Genomic DNA, 20,295 nt, shown 5'->3' with positions numbered 1-20,295 from the left:
AAGTTGGTAGTCTTTCCAGCCTTACTTACAAGAGTTACATGCACCAGGCCGCAAGTGAGTGACTGGACGAACGAACCTGCAGCCCAAGAATCCGATTGACATCATGACCCTTCACTGGTACAATCCTCTACTATAGGGGGTTCGAGCTGATGGAGGAAAAAGAGACGAAGCAACGTGTCCTTGCTGCGGATGTTCCGAAATACATAGATCAGGTGGTAAGTCTATCTGGCTGGGTGCATGCTATAAGAGATCTCGGAGGTTTGACTTTTCTGATCATCAGAGACAGGTCAGGCATGATTCAGTGTGTCTTTGAAAGAGGAAAAGTTGTCATGTCATCAGAGTCAAATAGGCCGGATAGCTTAGATGAAGAGGATAATCTGATCAATCTTGAAAGCGCCGTCTCAGTGACCGGGACGGTCAGAGCGGAGGAGCGGGCTCCGCAAAGTGTCGAGGTTTATCTGAACAGCATTCGCGTGATAAACAGGGCTCTGGACGCTCCGCCATTTGAAATAAATAAGACCAACCTGCGGGCCGGGTTGGATGTCCAGCTTCAGAACCGGGTGATGTCGCTCCGCCATGCTACATATCATGCCATCTTTAGAGTATCGGCAGAGATTGTGAGGGTCTTTCGCGAATTCTTGAGATCTCAGGGTTTCATCGAGATCTTTTCGCCTAAAATCGTGGCTGCGGGGGCTGAAGGTGGCTCCCAACTGTTTCCTGTTGATTACTTTGGAAAAAGGGCATATCTTGCTCAGAGCCCTCAATTCTACAAGCAGATGGGGGTCGCGGCAGGTTTTGAAAGAGTGTTTGAAACAGGCCATGCTTACAGGGCAGAAGAGCATAATACTTCCCGGCATCTCAATGAATATGTGAGCCTTGATCTGGAGATGGGCTTCATTCGCGACGAAAATGACATAATGGATCTTGAAGAAGAGTTTCTCAAAGCCCTCGTGCGAGAATTCAATGATAACTGTAAGAGAGATTTCGAGCTGCTGGGATCTTCTATTCCAGTGGTCTCGAAGATCCCGAGGATTCCACTTGCGGATGCGATTAGGATCATTGAAAAGGAATATGGATATAAGCAGGGTGCTTCATCTGATTTGGATCCTGAAGGGGAAAGGCTAATTTGCCAATATTCAGAGAAGCATTTTGGATCGGAGTTCATCTTTATCACTCATTTTCCAAGATCTGTGCGTCCAATGTACGCGATGCCTGACGACAAGAACCCTTCCCTCACCAAAAGCTTTGACCTCCTTTTCAGAGGACTTGAGGTCACCACAGGGGGCCAGCGTATCCACGACTATGCCATGCTGGTGAACAGTATGAAGGAGCGTGGGCTTGACCCCGACAACTTTTCAGACTATCTTAAGATTTTTAGATATGGCATGCCTCCTCACGGAGGCCTTGCCATAGGTCTCGAGCGGCTCACAGCCCGGCTGCTGGGGCTCTCAAATGTCAGGGAAGCCTCTCTATTCCCCAGGGACAGGGACCGGGTGACACCATAGCTATGGTCCTGTATGGTGGATAAACCAGTCTTTATTGAAAACAAACCCTAGTCTTATGTATGGGCCCCCACTGCTCCACCCTGTGATGCTTCCGGTGTGGGGGTAGCTTGTATGCCCGTGATGGCGCCCGTCACCGGCAGCCTTTCCCGCGGCCATGGAGGCCCAGCCGACGGAAAGCTGAAACCCGTTAGCCAGTGGGAAGATGGCCTCCAACCGATAGCCAGGTGAGTTGACGCCAGTCTCCTCTTGAGTCGCTATTGAATAGTCTGACATAAGGTGAAATCGTGGGTTGATCTTGAATAGTGCGCGCCCTGTCAGAAGATTGCTGCTTACCTTTGCCTGCATTCCTGAAGACCTGTATTCCCCCACAATCTTTCGTGAAAAACGGATGGATGCCGAAAGATCCTCGGTGATCTTCCTGGCGAGGAGGAGAGACCCCTCCATCAGTGCATTTTCAGATACGTCGTTCGTGGTTTTTATCGACGAATTCGAGAATGAGACGTAGCCAATGGACACTAGCCCAGGATCGGATGATGGCCTATAATCGAAGGCGAGTTTCATTCCCTGATGGATGCCATTTCCGCCATCCGACAGCTGCAGTCTGCCTTCGATGTTAACATCTCCAGTTCTCAAGGTCTCAAATCCCAAACTGAGGGAAGATCTATTGCCTCCCGCAAGATCTCTTTGGTAGGTTCCATTCATATGGAATGGCGCTTCATCGGTTGTTTCTACGCCCAATATAAGGGATGAAGCCAATTCATCTTCCGAGCCGGGAGAGTGCCAGGCAAGATCCAGATGGGGTTCAAATCTCAAGTATCTCCCTGCGCCGACTGCAGTTCCTATCTCAAGTGATGTTGTATATCTCGGAGTCGCGTATTCTGTATCCCCACTTGTATCTTTCCTGCCGGGGCCTTTTCTGAGTTTTCCCTTTAGGGTTAGAGGGAAGCGAGAGATATCTTGCTTGGAGGTAAAGGCATAGGTCTCAGCTCCTTCGCCAGTTCGCCCCATCTCAAAACCGATCCGCGAAGAACCTGAATCACAGGCCGCCGACAGGAGATGAAGGCCGCCGGAAGTATCGGCGTCCTGTTCACCGCGATAACTTAAAGAGATGGATCTTTGCTCATCTAGTTTGTAGAGAATCTCACACTGTTGATACTCACGTGTCTCACGACAATTTTCTATGTGATCCAGGGCCCATGGCGAAGCTACAGAATCCGGCGTTGGAGTCGGGATCTCCTGGATACCTGATTTCAGGCGTATCTCCAGGGCCTTTGAAGGATTTGCCAGGAGCCCTACAGACCAAAGCCTATCCAGCGACCGCGTGAATTCGCCATTCAATGAAAGATTGCCGAAAGGCTTAAACTTGACTGATGCGTCAAATATGCTCGGCATATCAAAGGTTGTATCCGCAAGATAGCATTGGGATAAAGGAAGAGATAGTCCTAATCCCGCTGAAAAGCCCGTTGAATCCCCCGGGTTTTCCCGACTCAACTCAAACTTTGCCCCGCCTATCATAAAAGCGGGATTCCCTCGCTCCACCATGCTCTCATAGGAAGCTACGATGATCATCAAATTCCCTGCGCTATCCATCTTTCCGATGGAACGATCAAAGGTTACGCTTCCTGTGGCATAATCGATGGTATAACGTGGAGTCAGTGTATAGGCGAGAGACATGCTATTAGGGTCGCGCGCCTCAACATGAATTTTTTCGGAGCCGGCGGTTATGGGAATATTCCTCAACCTGTATGGACCGGGACCTCCGGTTCCCGGAAGTCTATCTGTGATGTTCACCGTGCGCGGAGTTCCCAGAAAGGAGCCGAACCTCGCGCTCATATTGCCCTGGGCTTCTTTTGACCTGAACTCCATGCCAATGCCGTCTATTGAGGCAGGTAGTCGCGAACAGGATGGCAAAGGCGTTGTTCCCTGCGAAGGAAGCCATGCACTGGATGGATCGTGGGCCCCATTCCGTGTAGCCTGGTCGAGTGTAATGTGCCCTGCCTTGAAAATCAGGTCGCCCTGATCCGTGTTCGCATTTGCCTTCACATTCAGCGCCCAATACATAGGGTCAGCATATCTCAGGCTATATGAATCTTCGTCGAATAGATCTAGAGGGGAACCTATGAGGTTGGCGTCGGCGTCGTCTTGTGCGCTGGCAGGGATAAGCCCCCGGGAATCCAGAGTCAATCTCAGGTCGTACTCTGAGCGCAGCCAATCTGGGGCCGACCCCTTAATGGTCAAGGTCCCGGAGAGCCTTCCTTTCAGCGGAGAAGGCGACGGGCCCCCTGGCGCATCAAGAGCTGCCCCTATCATTAAATCTCCAGCCGCTAGGATATCGAGATTGAGTTCGCCATTCCGGCCATGTATCAAGGTGTTGACTTGATCTGGCTCCTGGCCAGTCTTACGGATAGGGATTTCGGCCATTACTATTCCACCGCTTTGTGGCACATCGACAACGATGGCATCGAAGGCCTGCAGATCATTGCAGGGAACTGGCCTAATGGCGTACATGCCAGGGGTTAGGCCCTTAATGGTGAATTCACCTGTTGACCCTGTTTTAACTCGATGTCCAAGCTGGGTCGTGATCGACATTCCGGCTGCAGGCGATTCTCCATCATCGAGTGTCCCATCTCCGTCAAAATCAAGGAAGGCCCTGCCCATCACAATGCCTGATCTATCAAAGACCCCGGGCCTTATCTTCACTTTCGCCCGGGCTGATTGTTCGATCATTTTGAGCCCATGTCCTCCCGGTTTGACTGCCGCGGCTTTGACAGTCAAATGACAGAAATATATGCCTGGCTCAGCATTGGGATGCACCGTCATCTTGAATTCTACTGCCTTTTTCTCTCCAACTTCCAGCCGACCTATGCGCTGAATTAGGGTTGGGTGCTCTTCGACATGGGTCAGGGGTTCAAATGGCCAGCCAGACAGATCTTCCAGAACGACTTCCTTCAGGGGCCTGGTTCCAACATTCTCAACAATTCCCTTGCACGTGATCATGTCCCCTGGAGTCACATCTTGAGGATGAACCTCCGCGGTTAAGAAAAGGGCCGAGTTTGATGAAAGGGTAATGTTGAACTGTTTATCTTCCCCTGCCCCTAGACTGATGAGGGGGCTTGTATACGGGACATATCCGGGTAGAGTGGCCTCGATATAATATTGACCCTGCGGGATAGAACCGAAGATAAATGTGCCATCCATTTGGGTTCTGGTCGCTGCCACTTCCTTATGGCTGGACGTATATAGCTTCATGATGACTCCAGGGAGTCCATCCCCGCTTATGGAATCTGATACCCGTCCCCGGATTTTCGATGTACCCCCGGTAGGCGCACTATTCTGGAGGATTATCGTCCCCGCCGCATGAATTAGGTTATTCTGGTCACTCACGCTAAAGCTATATGTCCCATCAGGGACAGGTTTCCCGACCATATTCTGGCCTGGCCAGACAAAGTCCTGCCAGGCATCGTTGTAGACGGTTTCTCCTTTTTGGAAGACCAGTCGCCCCTCGGAATTGCGAATCGTAAATTTAGCATATGTGGGGTTGGGCACGCTGCCTGTATGGAAATACCTTATAGTGACATAGTGATCCAGGGCTGGGGAGAAGGGGTTCGGAAAAACGAAATTGGATTTGAGTTCCCCGGCGCTGACCGTGAATAGCAATTCTCCGCGATATTTCTCCCCTGGTGCTGGAACTGGATCGTCCCATGCAGCATCAAGCCTGAGGTCGAGCCAGACTTCTGTCCTGTTAGGCGAACCGGTAGAACTCCCCCTTGCTACTTCCTGCGCAGATGTTGTCACTGGCGACCAATTGGGTGGAACCCCTTCAACCGCGCGCGCCCATTTTAAACGGGAAACCGGCATGGTCTGGGATCTGCCTGGTATAGCGAAATCGCCTCTAGATTGCACATAGAGCGTCCAGGGCTCGCCAGATCCCAGGACCTCCAGGTGAATTGCTCGGGTCCATATCGCCGGGGAGGTGAGGGGGCTGATCTGGCCAAAATCAAGGGTAGGCACATTACCATCCAGAATTAGTTCTCCCCTTGAGGCAATCCTGTCTCCCCCCACGGATTTGCCTTCCGCTGCAGCCAGCGCCGGAATTGGAGAAGCCAGCATATGGTGTAATAGGCAGAGAAAGAGCATTACCCAGATCGTTCTCACGGTTCTGCGGCGCAGATTCCTTCCCACGGTCATCGCTGGGAAGAAAGCGCCATTCCTCCCCCTTCTGGTTGCATAGCTAATCGCTTTCTAATGGTAAATGATCTCGAGATGCACGAGAGACCCTGTTCTCGCAGAGTGCTTGACCCAAGGGTTCCGCTATTGGGCCCATTCCACTGATCCTGGTTGGCGATGCTTGCCTTGACCAGATATTCACCCGGAATGAGGGTCGCAGGTTTCCATATGCCTTTGAGCGCCCTTGAACGGCCCGGCAGCACAAGGGTCGGGTCGAGGGGCAAGCTGCCAGCCACTTCCCCCGAAGGGCCGATTATCTCGGCAAATGCCAGCGCATATGAGTGGGTGTTGCCGATATTTTCGACGATGAGCTCGATCCCTACGGAATCTGAAGAATCAAGCTGTGTGATCCTCAACTCTTTGGCCAAGATCTTTGCATACGCTCTTCCAGGAAGAGTAAGAATGGTCAGGATCGCTATGCGTGACGTGGCAGCTACCTCCGCTTTCTTCCTTGTTCCTCGCGGGGAACATTCGAGATAAATGATGGGGTAGATTCCGCCGCACATATCATCCGGCACATCCACTCTAGCCAGTATCTCAGCCGAATCTCCAGGTGAGAGGAGGAATTCATCTTGCAGCAACTCAATACCAGATTTGGACTCATAGTGGCCGGACGATTCATTCCGCGCTCCCGTTTCACCAGCCTCCCTGTCTTTCTCTATATCGCGGCTGCCCAGGAAAAGCGGAGCACCATGTACATCATGTCCTCCCGGTCCAACGTATGCATGGATAAAGAGAGGCTCCTCCCCCGTATTTGTGACAGTTATTGGCGCCAGCAAATCTCCATTTCTCACCGATTGCTCGATCCTCGTCGGACTTACTGCCACTGATGCAGCATCCACCAATTCTCCTGATATGATGAAAGATATCACTATTGGAATTAGGTACAGGAATTTCCTCAAACTCAACTCCTCCTTCATATCCCAATAAACTCGAGGTATCCATCACCTTCCTACATAACCAACCCGAAGATAGGTCAGTCAGGAATTTGGGAACCCCTCCCGGCGACATCGATCCCAGGAGGAGCCCCGATTCCTTTGGCCCCTGGAGCAGTGTCTCATCCAATAGAGGAGTGGCATCAAATCCCTGATATGTCCTAATAAAGCTGCGTCGCCGTAAACGATATGAGTATCCTATAACTGCTTCCTGCTGAAGCCAGCCGCAGGTCATCATAGGATGCCTTCTGGCCAAGGTCAATCGAAATAATTCGGCCTGCCGTTCCTGTTGCTCCCGCCTCCGGGAGCACGATAGCCTCTTCATTAGATAGAGCTTTGTACGCGCTTTCAGGCTGATCTGCCAATTTCCAGCACAATGGTTGCGACAGGTTGCGTCCATCCGTCACATATGAGGATCCATCCCATTCGCGCATTTTGCCGCCTGCCTGGTCGCACTTTATCGTGATTTTCCATGATGCATTGCTCCTTACGGTTGCCCTGACCTGTGTGGTATGATATCCGTCCGTGGCGGGCGTCAGATCGCCAAAAGTTACCTGCGTCGGGAAAACGGTCTCGATAGCATTGGCAATATTGCAGATGACTGATGTGGTGGCCGTTGAATTCCCCGCCTTGACAGCCGCAGGCATCAAAAGAAAGTACAGGGGGATTATGGTCAAAACGATGAAGAAGACAAGCCTGATCTTGCCATGCCGATACCTTAGAAACTCCATCCTTTCTCACCTCCTTTTACCATGGAATTCGATGCTATCCGAATTCCTGCCTTCATCCTTTGGGATTAATTCGGGTATTATTTGATCAGGAGGCCGAGCACATAGACATTCATGTCATTAGGGCAGCATTGTCATGAGAATGGACATGGTGGCACTTTGTGCGGCATTCACCGCCACCTCGTAAAATGGGGTAGAGGAGGGGGTTTTCCGGGAAGAATAGAGTCAAAAACGAGACATTCACAGGATCTATACGGAATATCATTACATCGAGGCACATGCGGGGGATTTTGTATGGCGGAGGGTGCCTCGGTGAGAGGATGTTCATTAGTTGCCGGCGAATAGCAATAACGGGCGCCATTATTTGCATGATGGCGATTGCCATGATAGTTCTTCTCGTTCATACCCAGGGATTTCAGTCAGTATCCAGCCGGTACCGGTATGCCGATGACTACCAGGAGGTGGTATATGTCCCTGATTATGCGTCAGGACCGTATATTACGGCAGGCGCAGCTATCTTGGTGGAGCGGAATACCGGTACAGTTCTTTATGCGAGGAATGAACATGTAAGGCGACCTCCGGCCAGCACAACCAAGATCATGACCGCGCTGCTGGCCATCGAAAGAGGAGATCTCGATTCCATCGTAACTGTAAGTAAAAGGGCTGCCGGCATCGAGGGATCATCGCTCTGGCTGCGGCCGGGGGAGAAGATCCGGCTTTATGACCTTCTTAAGGGCGTGATGTTGAGGTCCGGAAATGATGGATGCGTTGCTATAGCCGAGCACATCGCCGGATCTCAGGAAGCTTTCGTGGAAATGATGAATCAGAAGGCACGCCAGCTGGGTGCGCGAAATACGCATTTTATGAATCCGCATGGCCTTCATCATCCAAATCATTATTCGAGTGCCTTTGATCTGGCTCTTATGGCGTGCTATGGCCTGAGGTACCCGGAATTTGCCGAGATAGTGCGGACTCGCGAGGCGATGATCGAATCTGAAGGGAAAGAGGGGGCGATCAAGCGACAGCTGGCAAATACCAACGCCCTTTTGTGGAGCTTTGAGGGGGCGGATGGGGTAAAAACGGGAACTACTTCGGCTGCTGGTTACTGTTTGGTGGCGTCAGCAACCAGAGATGGCTGCCAGTATGTCTCGGTAGTACTGCATAGCGATGCTAGATGGAGTGATTCTGCCCGGCTTCTTGATTATGCTTTCAAGGAGTTTCATCTTGCAACCTTAGCCAAGAAGGGACAACCGCTCACCAGGATACCTGTAAGGGGCGGCCTAGAGGGTGAGGTTCCCGTAGTTCCGTTGAGGGACCTACAGATGGTGGTAAGAAAAAGGGATCTTGGCGCTATAAAGCTCAAGATTATGGCAGAAGAACCGGTAAAGGCGCCTGTCAAGGCCGGTGAAAGGCTGGGAAGTCTGGTTGTCTACTTTGACGATCAGTCCATTGCTTCGGTAGATCTTATAGCAGAGAGGTCGGTTGGGCGTCGCCGGATATGGAACCTCTGGCTGGAAAGATTATCTTGGCGCAATCGATGAAAGAATCAACCTGAAGGGAGGAACGCCGCGAATTGTGGAGTCTGATGGCAGATTGAATGTGCTGGCCACGATACGCGGCAGGGCGATATGTCTACACAGGATATTTACGATCTAGTAGTGGTGGGAGGAGGCCCGGCGGGCCTAGCTGCAGCTATTTATGGTGGACGAGCTAATTTGAAAACGGTGCTTCTCGAACGGGGCGCTACCGGAGGGCAGGCCGCCACGACTTTTAGGGTTGAAAACTATCCCGGCTTTCCAGATGGGGTGGGAGGCCCGGAATTGATGCAAATGATGGAGGAGCAGGCGAAGGCTTTCGGGGCAGAGGTGACTTTTGGTGAAGTTCAGGGCATAAGGATGGAACGGTCGGCTTCTCATGGCGCTGAATCTTGTGGACAGGCCGGGGATGGGCCAGGCGGCGCCCATGTGAGCAGTGGGGCTTCTATAGGGATCGATTCTTCTGAATCTGCCATTGAATGGATGGGACCTTTCGTGGTGGCTTCCACTTCAGGCGAGATTCGTGGTAAAACGGTGATAATCGCCACAGGCACAGAACCTGCTCGTCTCGGTGTCCCAGGTGAGACAGAGCTACGGGGCCGCGGGGTGTCCTATTGCGCCACATGTGATGGGGCGTTCTTTCGAGATAAATCGGTGGTTGTAGTAGGAGGCGGAGATTCTGCCATTGAGGAAGCCATTTTCCTTACACGTTTTGCCAAAACGGTAATGGTAGTTCACAGGAGAGATGTCCTGAGGGCGACGAAGATCCTCCAGCAGCGGGCGTTCGATAATCCGAAAATCCAGTTCGCATGGAACTCAGTGGTAACCACGATAGTGGGGACGAACAAGGTGGAGGGCGTACGACTCCGAAACACCAAGGATGGAAGCGAACGAGACCTTCTGGCAGACGGTGTTTTCATCTATGTGGGTTCCAGGCCTAACACGGAATTTCTGAAGGGGTTCTTGTCACTCAGCGCGCAGGGATACATTGTCACAGACGAACGAATGCGCACTCAGATCGGAGGAATATTTGCCGCAGGCGATGTTCGCCAGAAGACACTGAGGCAGATAGTCACGGCAGTTAGCGACGGAGCCATTGCGGCAGTGGAAGCCGAAAAGCTCATAGCGCACTGATCATCGATCCCCGGCCCTCATGAGTATGGCCGGGGATCAATTGATACTCTATTCTCAGGCGGCCTTCTTTGCGAATGGCCATGAAAGGGCAGCATCTTTCAGCAATATGAGTAAAGCCCCCAGGGCCAGGAATATCCCGATGGCTCCAATAACGAAGCCCAGATACGGGACCAGGGTGACCAGGTATATGGCAATCCCGCCAATTATGGCTGAATGCACGAGGGGCACATCCTCTTTATGAAATATCGCCCTGGCCAGCGGTTCGCCCACCAGAAAAGCTATAAAGACTTTGAAGAAGGAAATTGCAAACATGAACACGGCGGAATAGCCCGCAGCCAGCACCCATGCGGCTGAAGTGCCTATGATGATGGCACTGAGAACGATGAGGGCCAGGGGAATCACGATGGTCGACGCTACCCCAGCGGCAAAACTCACAAGTCCCCGCTGGCGCACGGTGGATATCAAGGCCTTTATGCCTTTCGAAGCAAATAGAGCGACCAGGAGCCCAAGAACCACGAACTTTATAAGGTCAAGAAGGTGTCTGAAGAATCTTGCTGCCGGAGTTGGCGCCTTTCTCCCCGGCGGGACCGTATGTTTGACTTCCCCGCCTATGGTAGCGCCACTTTCGACTGTAGGGGGTTTGGGGCCCCTGTAGTTCACATTGCCCCCGATATGAGCCCTGCTGCCAATTATGAGCTCGTCCGCATCGACAAACAAGTCCTTCCCGATAGAGCCCATTATAGTTACTTTACTCGCGCCAATTCTCGCATTCCCAGCGATATTCCCGAGCACATCCACGGTATTTCCAGCAAGATGCGCGTTCCTGCCTACGCTGGTATTGCCAGAGATGGTGACTGCTTGCCCTGCGACTGACATATTGCCCCTGGAGCTTCCATCTACTGTTACATACTGAGCGCAGGCCCGGATATCGCCATCAGCACTTCCGCTAACTCGTATAGTCCGGCCCATTAGGATAGCATCGCCTCCTACCTTGCCGGAAGTCTCGATGGTGTCTCCTATTCCAAACAGGTCTCCAGTCACATTGCCGCGTACATGAACTACCCGTCCAGCAAGAAAGGCATCATCGTCGACGGTCCTATCGGGGTCCAGGGTGACGATATCTCCATATGGCGATTGCGCGGTGGTTTCCTCCGCTGCGGCCATGAAGAAAGGAGTAAAACTTATCAACATCAGGGCACCTGCAAGAACCATCGTCACTAAAGCGCTTGAGCGATAGATCCTTCTCCAGGCAAGCCAGGGTCCGAATCGTTTCTCCCTTTCCATTCTTTTTACCTCCTCGTTTTGCCTTGAAATTCATTGATTCAACTTGCTAGATAAATTATACTCTACAATGGTAAAAAATACATTAAAGTATTGTTTCAGAAAAATGGCCTGTGATCTCTTTGATCTACAAGCAACAAATCTTAACATGGCAAGAACCTGGATCAATTCGCGGGCGTGCTGCGGATATGGAGGGAAAGGGGGTTGACAGCGAAGTAGGGTAGCGGCATAATGGTAATAGAAGCGATCGTAAAGTATGGAAAGGTAGGGATCTGCCCTGGTCGAAAGGCTTTTAACCCCTGAGGAAGTGGCCAAGAAGCTGGTTGTAAGCCCGAAGACAGTCCGGGATTGGCTGAGGGAAGGAAGGTTGAGGGGAGTAAAGACAGGTAAGCTATGGCGGGTAAGAGAGGATGACCTTAGGAGCTTCATTACAGCGGGCACGGGAAGAGAATATGGTAGCGCCAGCTCCGATACCTCGCTGCTGCCGGGTATAGCTACTGTGAACGAGACGGCCTGGCAGGATTATCGGCCTATGACAGGTCATAACGAGCCCCCAGGGGGTGCGAGGCCTGGGGTTCCGATAAGCTGGGAAGACCGGCGATGGCTTGAAGGAGATTCAGATGAATCACTCCCGCCATTTGATTGGGGGCTAGGAGGGCCGCCTAGGGGAAAACCGGTGCGGTATGTTCCAGGCAAAGGGCTGGTAATTGAGGGGGAAGATCAGCATGGCAAATAGCCCGGCAGTCGTTCCCGGTTCCGTTCTTCTGGTAACCTTGCCCACCCATGCACCCAAGGGACATGAACAGGAAGGGAAAAGGCCGGTCGTGCTGGTCGGGGCTCCATCAGGAACCTTGCGGTATCCCGTTGTAATCGTGGTTCCGCTCACAACGCAGGGCGGGCCCTGGGTCCAGGAAAATCCCGCAATATATCCGTGTCTGGCCGCTGGGGACGGTGGTCTTCCATGTTCTTCAGTTGCGCTTCTCGACCAAATACGAGGGATTGATGTCAAACGGGTCAAAGAATACCTAGGGGTTCTTGGGCCAGATGGCCTGTCTAAAATCCGGGCCGGTCTCAAGGAGTTATTATCGATCTGAGCGATGCCGGGTTCCGCAAATCTGCAAGCCAAATATATGATCGCGTCGCTTTCCATTGCATGCCAGGGGGCTCTATGCGCTTGGCATGGAGAGCCCATTGCTCTGTGCGCGTGGAATTGAGACCCCTTTGAGGGACGAGCCTCCATAGCATACTCTTATATCTGCCGCTCTTGTACTCTCTACAGTAAAGCATTATACGCCGAATAGAAGGCTGGGGTTATTTCGCGCCAGATGATGGGGGTTTCTCGGGGCTGCTGGTGGCGTTTCCTTAGCGATGATTTGTGATGTTTTTCCCGGGCCGCATAATAGCGGCCACCTCAAGCTGGTTTGCAGTATTCAATCTTTGCTTACCAAGATTTGCGCATCCTTTGGAAGCGCCAGCCCTACCGCTACCTCAACAGCCTTCAGGATGCCCGATGGCACCGGGCACCCGGGATGTGGGCAATGCTTGGAGGCAAGTTGGTATGCGGTTGTATTGACGGCCCGACTGAAGATTTCCTTAAATGCATCTATGCTCTTGAGTTCTCCAGCCATCTTTTGTATATTCGGGCAATCGCTTTCAATAGAGATGTCCACATTCTGCATATCGTGAGTCTCAACTTTGACTCTCGTCACAAATCCACAAACGCCGCCATGAATTATCGCTGTAGCCAAGTTGGATTCCTCCTCCTTTTAGGACGGTGACCGTTTCGTCAGCTTTGCGCGAAAACATGGCAAGAATCGGACAGTATCTTGCCGCTCCCTCCTTTCCCGCAGGATCCACCCTGACTGTAATTGTTATCAATATGATACCGATTATTGTCGGGAGAAGCAACCTATGCTCTTATCCGTGCCCTCCCATCCATATCCCCATTGTGCTTTCATCCGCATCGCGTGAGGATGTATATATGGTATAATTTTAATAATATTCATACTCATAGTCGTCTGATCTCAAATTCGTATTCATACCCTGGCGCATAAAGAGGGGCATGTAGCGTATATGTATTGATGAGGTGACAGGAGTATGATCGTGATGCGCCAAAGACGGCTATTCATAAACCTCGCAGTCTTTATCCTCATCCTCTTGATCGGGGCTACGGCTCTAGCTGGTCTTAAATCAGAAAACTGGCCTGTCCCAAAAGGACTTCGTGAATACCCGGTTCTCCGTGTCATCGATGGGGATACGATTGAGGTAGAAAAACTCGGCAAGGTTCGCTATATAGGCGTGAACACTCCTGAGACCAAGCACCCATCGAAACCTGTGGAATGGATGGGCGAGGAGGCATTCAAGGCCAATAGGAAGCTAGTCGAGGGTAAGAAGGTCAAATTGGAATTTGACATAGAGCGGTACGACAAATATGGCCGGATCCTTGCTTATGTGTATGTGGGAACTACATTCGTCAATGCATGGCTTGTGGAGGCGGGCTATGCCCAGGTGATGACCATCCCACCGAATGTCAAATATGCCCAGACGTTTCTGCAGCTCGAACGCGCGGCCAGGGATGCCGGAAGGGGACTTTGGGGCGAAAAAGATGACAAAGATGGCGGCGACTCCCAAGAAATGTATTATGCTTCATCCAAGTCTGATAAATTCCACTATCCATGGTGTGTATGGGCAAAGAAGATCTCACCGAAGAATCTGATAATCTTCAAGAGCAGGAAGGAAGCATTGAAGGCTGGTTATGTCCCCTGCAAGGTTTGCAAACCTTAGTTCGGCGCAATCTATTGCGACATACTATTACGACATAGCGCAGGAGAATTCGATCGGCTGTCGAAAGATTGAAATTCGAGTATTTCGCTGCGGATCCGTTGCTCAAGGAAATCATGCGGACGTTAGACTCACCGATTGTCCAGTTAGCCGTTGTATTTCAGATACTGCGAGGTGCACTGCTCGGCCTTGCCTTTTACCATTTTCGAGCAATCATCCCCAAGGGACCCTATGGCTGGCTCAAGTTATTCCTGGCCCTATGGATCCTCACGGGGATTGGGGCTGTCATAACCGGGCCCGGGTCGATTGAAGGATACATTTACACGAAATTCAGCTTCAATATAGCGGTGGGGTTCCCGGAAATCACGATCCAAATGTTCGCCTTCTCCTATCTGTTTGTTCGATGAAAAGCTGCTCAGCTTTTCCGATTGACTGCTTGTCCCCTAGGGTGGCCTTGCCATGATAGACGATGGCCAGTTCCATACGGAGTTTTGTGTTCTGCGGGTCCTCCTTCTCATGCTGGTATGTTTCGGTCATTTGCGATGACCGATGCTTTCCGTAACACGGGGTTTGCAGAGGCTTTCAAAAAGCTGGCTGACGTCGAGGAAAACATAAGGCCCTTTTTCGCAGGCTTTACGACCAGGTCCTGGAATCAGAGAAGTCCTAATATCTGGCGAATCACGGCTTCCTTATATGCGGCCTCAGCTTATCGATAGGATAGATGGGAATCCGGTCAAGTCGGTGTTATTGGAAAGACTATTGATGCCGGACTTGTCCTTGTTTCCGCTGGCACCAAAACCAGTCAAGAATCGCGGCCATGGATATGGCGGGAGTCAATGACGCACATTATGCCGGAACTACCCCGATAACATCTTTCAAAGTGACGGGGATCAATCTAGTTTCTATAGGTATCATAAATTTCGAGTGAGATGGAGATGCAAGTAGGAGGGAAATGACGGTGAACGTTGACATTTTCCAGAGTTTCCATCCAGCCATACAGGCGCTCCTGGCGACATGTTTCACCTGGGCCATGACTGCGCTGGGCGCAGCCGGTGTATTTGCGACCAGGAACATGAGCCGGAAGGTGCTCGACGCCATGCTTGGCTTTGCGGCTGGCGTCATGATTGCCGCTAGCTATTGGTCGCTACTCGCGCCGGCAATTGAGATGTCGGAAGGTATGGACATCCCCGCATGGGCGCCTGCGGTTATAGGGTTTTTGCTTGGAGGGATCTTCCTGCGGGGCATTGATAAAGTCCTGCCCCACCTTCATAAAGGCCTACCGATAGAAGAGGCAGAAGGAATAAAGACCGGCTGGCATCGAGTCACGTTGCTTATTCTAGCCATAACGCTACATAACATTCCGGAAGGCCTTGCTGTTGGGGTGGCCTTCGGAAGTCTTGCCGCCAACCTGTCGGGAGCTTCTTTGGGAACGGCTGTCGCCCTCGCTATAGGTATCGGTATTCAGAACTTTCCGGAGGGGCTCGCGGTTTCCCTGCCTTTACGTCGAGAAGGCATGTCTCGTTGGAAGAGTTTCTGGTATGGTCAGCTTTCGGCAGTTGTTGAACCTATTGCTGGGGTAACTGGAGCTGCGGCAGTCCTTGTTTTCCAGCCCATCTTGCCCTACGCTCTAGCTTTTGCCGCCGGGGCTATGATATTCGTTGTGATTGAAGAGCTGGTCCCCGAAGCTCAGCGCGCGGGCAACACTGATCTGGCAACCATGGGCAGTATGATTGGATTTGCAGTGATGATGCTGCTCGATGTTGCATTTGGCTAAAGCGGTGTTGGTGGTTATCCCCGCAATGGTTTTTGGCTCATTGGCTCATTTGGCTCATTTCGTCATCTTGACGCAAGCGTCCATTCCTGATAAACTAATATTGATCTTCGGCGCTGACTAGCGCCAGGTAACATATCGAATCGATGACTATTGTGGTGGATGTAGCTCAATGGCGGAGCACCAGACTGTGGCTCTGGGGGCTGTGGGTTCGAGTCCCATCATCCACCCCAATGTTATGAATCTCCTTGCGCCACAAGGGGATAAGGTGCTGGAAACGGCGAATAGCTAACGGATAGCTAACATACATAATATGGGAGTATGGTTGCAGTCCGGGCGCAGTTGGCATTGCTCTCCCGGTTTGGTAACCTTGGCAGGGGCGTCATGCTTTGACGACCTTCTCCTCATATATGCAGTATCGCCGATAGCTTCTTTGCCGCGTCAGCTTGCATCCCTGGCAACACATGCGCGTATATGTTCATGGTTATCTCGATCCGCTTATGTCCTAACTTACATTTCGCACCCTTTCGGAGTATGAAGGAGCATTTTCTGAGGTCATAGATAAGGGAGAGATATTTTAGTGATAATGTTACATTTATAGGATTATAAGGCAAATATTTACTTGTACTTTCCCCTGCTTCCGTGTATACTGGGGGCGGGGGTGTTTCCAATGGTTTCATCCTTAAAGATATTCCATGCAGGACCTGCTCCTCTTATCTCAGCATTATTCGACACCCTTGGGATCGGCAAGATCCTTGATTCTGTCCTCCACTGGGACGACACCCAATGCAAGCTGCCCCCTTCTATACGAATCAAGGCTCTTGTGATAAACATCCTTGCTGGCAGAACGCCACTCTACAACGTTGAACGATTCTTTAAGTTCCAGGATACTGAGAATCTCCTGGGGAAAGGGGTTACTCATGAAGATTTAAATGATGACTGTCTTGCCCGGGCTTTGGATATGCTTGCTGAAGCTAACCCCAAGAAGGTTACCTCAACCATCATGTTAAACGCTCTTGCAATAGAGGACATTATGCTGACCCGGATTCACGCCGACACAACCTCCATTTCCGTCTATGGCGAATACCGCCATGATGAGGAAGAGGAGGATTCTAGCCCCTTTATCCGCCTTCTCAGGGGCCATAGCAAAGATCACCGTCCAGATCTCCTCCAGTTCAAAGTGGGGCTTGGAGTAACCCAGGATGGCATCCCGGTAATCGGAGAGCCCCTAAGCGGGAACGTAGACGATAAGACATGGAACAATAACTTCATCAAGACGATGGCTGCCCACCTAGATAAGGTCGATCTCCATAAGGTGGTCTACGTAGCCGATTCCAGTGTGGTGACGAAGGATAACCTGGATCAGATCGCCGAACAGAGGCTTCTAATGATATCGAGACTTCCTGCTACCTTTTCTCTTGAAGGTGAACTCAAGGAACTGGCATGGGAGAAGAACGAATGGATTGAGGTTGGGAACTGAGTAGCGCAAGGGAAGGAGCGGCTTACAGGAAGGCGGCATCATACAAGGTTCAAGCTTTCACAAGGGAATTGTATGGGCGCCTTTACAACTTTGTGGTAGTCCACTCAACAGCGTTGGACAAGAGAAAGGTCAAAGCTCTGGATAGACGCATTGAGAATCTCCATAAGGATCTGACCACAGCAGCCAAAGAGATGCAGGCAAAGGAGTTTGCGTGTAAACCGGATGCCAATGCGGCTGCAAAAGAGTTTCTGGCCAAGCATGCTAATGAATTCTACCCGATGTCAGCTGAAGTCATAGAGGAGACCCGTGCGAAGAAGCGTGACAGAAAGGGACGGCCAAGGAAAGACGAGGTTGTGGAACTGGAAACGGTCTATAGGATTCGGCCGATCATCGGGGCGCTCAGTGAATTAGCGGTAAAGCGGGCAAGGGAACGCAATAACTGCTTTGTGCTGATAACGAACGCCTCACTAATGGAGCCTCCGGATGTGTTACGGGAGTATAAGGAACAGATAGGTGTAGAGACGTCGTTTAAGTTCCTGAAGGACCCGACATATCTTGATGCGATCTATCTAAAGAAGGAGAGTAGGATCGAGGCACTGGCATATGTTCTCCTCTTGGCGCTTTTGCTACACCGGATATTGCAGCGGAGGGTGCGGAAGGCATTGGAAGCTGAGGGTAGTCACATAGTGGTAGCTGGGGGAGTGAAGACCACGGCCCCACCGGGAACCGGATATTGGAGCTTCTGGCAAGGAGATTCCTTGGTATATCCTGAATTCATGGACCCCATCTAGCAGTCTAACGGAAGTATAATGCCAGAGTTTAGGAATCGCCTAGTAACCTATAGGACGATGTATTTTTGACGGCTTCGAGAAGCCAATATGTGGGGGTATTACAAATGAAAATCGGTATTATGGGAGAATTGCTGGGGGTTCCCTGGGATACCATTTATGAAAAGGCTGCAGAATTAGGTTTTGACGGGATAGAACTTGGTATCCGAGCGCAGGAATGGCATGAGCGTCCGCTGTCTAATATAGCCAGCCGGCAGGCCATATTTGAGAAGTCCAGACAAAACAAGATGGAGACCTGTTCCCTTTGCTTGCATGGATGGGGAGGAGCGGCTTCCTCTTATATGGTTACATTTATGGTTACATTGTCCTGGAGACATCACCCCTGAAAGATCCCATTGGCTCTGCTCTTAGAAACCTTCGCACAATACGTCGCTATATTTCATAGGCTGGGAGGCATTATCATGTCTATACGCATAGGATTCATAGGCTCCGGAGGTATCGCAGCTTATCATTTGAGCCATCTTGTTCGTATCCCAGAGGCAGAGATAGTCGGGCTCTGTGATGTTAATCCTGCACAGATTGAAAAGACTCGAGAAACCGTGCGAAAGAGCGTCGAGGAATACTTTAAAGCTGGTAGTGCTAAGGAACTCAATGCAAAGGCATATACGGATTATAGAGCCATGTTGCAAAATGAGGATTTAGATGCAGTTTATATCTGCCTCCCACCCTACGCCCATGGGGAGATAGAGCGGGAGGTGATCGAGAGAGGACTCCCATTCTACATAGAAAAGCCGGTGGCAAAAGACATGGCAATAGCGCTCCGTATTCGAGATGCAGTAAAGGAACGTGGGCTTCTGACATCCGTTGGTTATCAAATGCGATACTGGAGTGCCATGAAGAAGGCTAAGGAATTGCTTCAAAACAAGACAATCGGCATGGCCCTTGTTATGCGCTGGGCGACCCTGCCACCTGTTCCATGGTATCCGTATCAATCTAGGTCAGGCGGTATGCTGGTAGAAATGGTGACACATCATGTAGACCAGCTCCGTTATCTTCTCGGTGAAGTTGATATGGTATATGGGGCGGGAGCGCGTCGTGTGCTGCATAAGGTGAACCCGGAATATGATGTGTTTGATGTAAGCTGTGCTACCCTTACCTTTGAAAGCGGAATCGTGGCCAGCATCGCCAACAACCTCTTCTCAGGAAAGGTCGCACCTAAGACCGCGACCGGGGTACATATTTTGGCGGAGGACTTGACGCTTAGTTTCCAATTAGGCCAGGGGCTCACCATCATCACTCCTGATAAAACTGAAACATACCCTTATGAAGACTATGGTTTTGCTGCTGACCAGATGTTTGTTACGGCCGTACGCAATGGTGACCCTTCGTATATTCAGAGCGATTACGCTGACGCATGCCAAACGCTCGCCATCACCCTGGCAATAGAGGAATCTGTGCGTAGTGGTAGCCCGGTGAAAGTGGATGAATTCGTACGCTTGAGAGCCCTATAAGAGGTGAGTTCTGTGTCCAATATATATGTCCTATTCTGGTTCGATGTGGAGGATTTTATCACGCCAGAGAACGATGATGCACTCAAGGGCATCATCGAAGCCCTCGATTCTCACAAGGTACGAGGAACATTCAAGTTAGTGGGCGAGAAGCTGAGGGCTCTAAAGAGGCGGGGACGCCGGGACATTCTCGCTGGTCTGCGCAATCATGAAATCGGCTATCATACCAATTTACATAGTGTCCACCCCACGGTAGCTGAATACCTGAAGGACCTTGGCTGGGAAGAAGGGATCGAGGAGTTTGATATGAGTTTTGGTATGCTGTCAACTTCAGCAGGGGCAAAAACCCGGACCGGGCTAGCTGGTCTCTTCCAAGAGTGAAATCCCGCCAAGAGATGGAAACTGAGCTTGGCTACTTTTCCGAGTATGTGGCGCATATAGCCTCCCATCCGGATGTTAGGACTGTGACAGCCAGCGAGGCGTATGAGCTTTACTTTGATGAGGCCAGAGATAGAGCATTTGCTGTTCATGAGATTATCGCCTTTGCGCGGAACCTGGGCTCAATGATCACTTATCAGCGGGTCGGCAGCGCAGCAATATCACCGGCTGAGGCTTTCTATCT

Annotated in this window: 19 protein-coding genes and 1 tRNA gene; 15 read left to right on the top strand and 5 right to left on the bottom strand. The window is 51.1% G+C overall.

The window, feature by feature from the left end; translation table 11 throughout:
- The first annotated feature begins 146 nt into the window (after positions 1–146).
- Entirely contained in the window at positions 147–1,505 is a 1,359-nt protein-coding gene (aspS, locus tag HPY52_06780; protein NPV79968.1) for an aspartate--tRNA(Asn) ligase, read from the top strand.
- Here aspS and HPY52_06775 read toward each other — a convergent pair whose 3' ends face one another.
- From HPY52_06775 to HPY52_06765, 3 genes are all read right to left on the bottom strand, one after another.
- Positions 1,506–5,687, bottom strand: a complete 4,182-nt coding sequence (locus HPY52_06775; protein NPV79967.1) for a hypothetical protein — start codon at positions 5,685–5,687, stop codon at positions 1,506–1,508.
- A gap of 2 nt (positions 5,688–5,689) precedes the next feature.
- The gene (locus HPY52_06770; GenBank protein ID NPV79966.1) at positions 5,690–6,634 is read right to left on the bottom strand and encodes a hypothetical protein; all 945 of its coding nucleotides are present in this window, start codon (positions 6,632–6,634) and stop codon (positions 5,690–5,692) included.
- Positions 6,635–6,828: 194 nt separating this feature from the next.
- Entirely contained in the window at positions 6,829–7,398 is a 570-nt protein-coding gene (locus HPY52_06765) for a hypothetical protein (protein ID NPV79965.1), read from the bottom strand.
- 275 nt (positions 7,399–7,673) lie between these two features.
- On the opposite strand from HPY52_06765, the gene HPY52_06760 reads away from it, so the two are divergent.
- The gene (locus HPY52_06760; GenBank protein NPV79964.1) at positions 7,674–8,936 is read left to right on the top strand and encodes a D-alanyl-D-alanine carboxypeptidase; all 1,263 of its coding nucleotides are present in this window, start codon (positions 7,674–7,676) and stop codon (positions 8,934–8,936) included.
- A gap of 87 nt (positions 8,937–9,023) precedes the next feature.
- On the top strand, positions 9,024–10,064 hold the full coding sequence (locus HPY52_06755) for an FAD-dependent oxidoreductase (GenBank protein NPV79963.1): 1,041 nt from the start codon (positions 9,024–9,026) through the stop codon (positions 10,062–10,064).
- A 54-nt stretch (positions 10,065–10,118) separates the two neighbouring features.
- On the opposite strand, the gene HPY52_06750 is transcribed toward HPY52_06755, so the two are convergent.
- Complete coding sequence (locus HPY52_06750; GenBank protein NPV79962.1) at positions 10,119–11,348, bottom strand: hypothetical protein; 1,230 nt, start codon at positions 11,346–11,348, stop codon at positions 10,119–10,121.
- 274 nt (positions 11,349–11,622) lie between these two features.
- Between HPY52_06750 and HPY52_06745 the strand changes: the two genes are divergently transcribed.
- Both HPY52_06745 and HPY52_06740 read left to right on the top strand, forming a co-directional pair.
- Positions 11,623–12,081 carry a helix-turn-helix domain-containing protein gene (locus HPY52_06745; GenBank protein NPV79961.1) on the top strand — a complete coding sequence of 153 codons (459 nt, stop codon included), beginning with the start codon at positions 11,623–11,625 and terminating at the stop codon, positions 12,079–12,081.
- Positions 12,071–12,439 (top strand): type II toxin-antitoxin system PemK/MazF family toxin, encoded by a 369-nt coding sequence (locus HPY52_06740; GenBank protein NPV79960.1) that lies wholly within the window; start codon positions 12,071–12,073, stop codon positions 12,437–12,439. The genes HPY52_06745 and HPY52_06740 overlap by 11 nt, the downstream gene beginning before the upstream one ends.
- Before the next feature lie 336 nt (positions 12,440–12,775).
- Here the strand turns inward: HPY52_06740 and HPY52_06735 are convergent, their stop codons facing one another.
- Entirely contained in the window at positions 12,776–13,093 is a 318-nt protein-coding gene (locus HPY52_06735) for a hypothetical protein (protein NPV79959.1), read from the bottom strand.
- 349 nt (positions 13,094–13,442) lie between these two features.
- Between HPY52_06735 and HPY52_06730 the strand changes: the two genes are divergently transcribed.
- From HPY52_06730 to HPY52_06685, 10 genes are all read left to right on the top strand, one after another.
- On the top strand, positions 13,443–14,129 hold the full coding sequence (locus HPY52_06730; protein ID NPV79958.1) for a nuclease: 687 nt from the start codon (positions 13,443–13,445) through the stop codon (positions 14,127–14,129).
- A gap of 68 nt (positions 14,130–14,197) precedes the next feature.
- Positions 14,198–14,533, top strand: a complete 336-nt coding sequence (locus HPY52_06725) for a hypothetical protein (GenBank protein ID NPV79957.1) — start codon at positions 14,198–14,200, stop codon at positions 14,531–14,533.
- A 545-nt stretch (positions 14,534–15,078) separates the two neighbouring features.
- Positions 15,079–15,900: a ZIP family metal transporter gene (locus HPY52_06720; GenBank protein NPV79956.1), complete on the top strand. Its 822-nt coding sequence runs from the start codon at positions 15,079–15,081 to the stop codon at positions 15,898–15,900.
- 155 nt (positions 15,901–16,055) lie between these two features.
- Positions 16,056–16,130: transfer RNA gene (locus HPY52_06715), tRNA-His, on the top strand.
- A gap of 437 nt (positions 16,131–16,567) precedes the next feature.
- Complete coding sequence (locus HPY52_06710) at positions 16,568–17,377, top strand: IS1634 family transposase (GenBank protein ID NPV79955.1); 810 nt, start codon at positions 16,568–16,570, stop codon at positions 17,375–17,377.
- Between the two features lie 68 nt (positions 17,378–17,445).
- Positions 17,446–18,168 carry an IS1634 family transposase gene (locus tag HPY52_06705; GenBank protein NPV79954.1) on the top strand — a complete coding sequence of 241 codons (723 nt, stop codon included), beginning with the start codon at positions 17,446–17,448 and terminating at the stop codon, positions 18,166–18,168.
- 104 nt (positions 18,169–18,272) lie between these two features.
- Positions 18,273–18,551, top strand: a complete 279-nt coding sequence (locus HPY52_06700) for a hypothetical protein (GenBank protein ID NPV79953.1) — start codon at positions 18,273–18,275, stop codon at positions 18,549–18,551.
- 75 nt (positions 18,552–18,626) lie between these two features.
- Entirely contained in the window at positions 18,627–19,676 is a 1,050-nt protein-coding gene (locus tag HPY52_06695; protein NPV79952.1) for a Gfo/Idh/MocA family oxidoreductase, read from the top strand.
- 12 nt (positions 19,677–19,688) lie between these two features.
- On the top strand, positions 19,689–20,054 hold the full coding sequence (locus tag HPY52_06690) for a hypothetical protein (protein NPV79951.1): 366 nt from the start codon (positions 19,689–19,691) through the stop codon (positions 20,052–20,054).
- Positions 20,051–20,295 (top strand): hypothetical protein (locus HPY52_06685; protein NPV79950.1); only part of this gene is annotated, 245 nt, incomplete at its 3' end. The genes HPY52_06690 and HPY52_06685, both read left to right, overlap by 4 nt.

It is taken from the genome of Bacillota bacterium (genome assembly GCA_013178415.1).
Lineage (GTDB): Bacteria > Bacillota > SHA-98 > Ch115 > Ch115 > Ch115.
Note: the sequence above shows the minus strand (reverse complement) of the source record. Positions and strands in the feature narration are given on the sequence as shown.

Excerpts from the sequence above, each read along its gene's own strand:
- HPY52_06740 (NPV79960.1), top strand. The coding sequence starts at position 12,071 with ATGGCAAATAGCCCGGCAGTCGTTCCCGGTTCCGTTCTTCTGGTAACC.
- HPY52_06750 (NPV79962.1), bottom strand. The coding sequence starts at position 11,348 with ATGGAAAGGGAGAAACGATTCGGACCCTGGCTTGCCTGGAGAAGGATC.
- HPY52_06760 (NPV79964.1), top strand. The coding sequence starts at position 7,674 with ATGCGGGGGATTTTGTATGGCGGAGGGTGCCTCGGTGAGAGGATGTTC.
- HPY52_06730 (NPV79958.1), top strand. The coding sequence starts at position 13,443 with ATGATCGTGATGCGCCAAAGACGGCTATTCATAAACCTCGCAGTCTTT.
- HPY52_06710 (NPV79955.1), top strand. The coding sequence starts at position 16,568 with ATGGTTTCATCCTTAAAGATATTCCATGCAGGACCTGCTCCTCTTATC.
- HPY52_06765 (NPV79965.1), bottom strand. The coding sequence starts at position 7,398 with ATGGAGTTTCTAAGGTATCGGCATGGCAAGATCAGGCTTGTCTTCTTC.
- HPY52_06755 (NPV79963.1), top strand. The coding sequence starts at position 9,024 with ATGTCTACACAGGATATTTACGATCTAGTAGTGGTGGGAGGAGGCCCG.
- HPY52_06720 (NPV79956.1), top strand. The coding sequence starts at position 15,079 with ATGACGGTGAACGTTGACATTTTCCAGAGTTTCCATCCAGCCATACAG.
- HPY52_06700 (NPV79953.1), top strand. The coding sequence starts at position 18,273 with ATGAAAATCGGTATTATGGGAGAATTGCTGGGGGTTCCCTGGGATACC.
- HPY52_06695 (NPV79952.1), top strand. The coding sequence starts at position 18,627 with ATGTCTATACGCATAGGATTCATAGGCTCCGGAGGTATCGCAGCTTAT.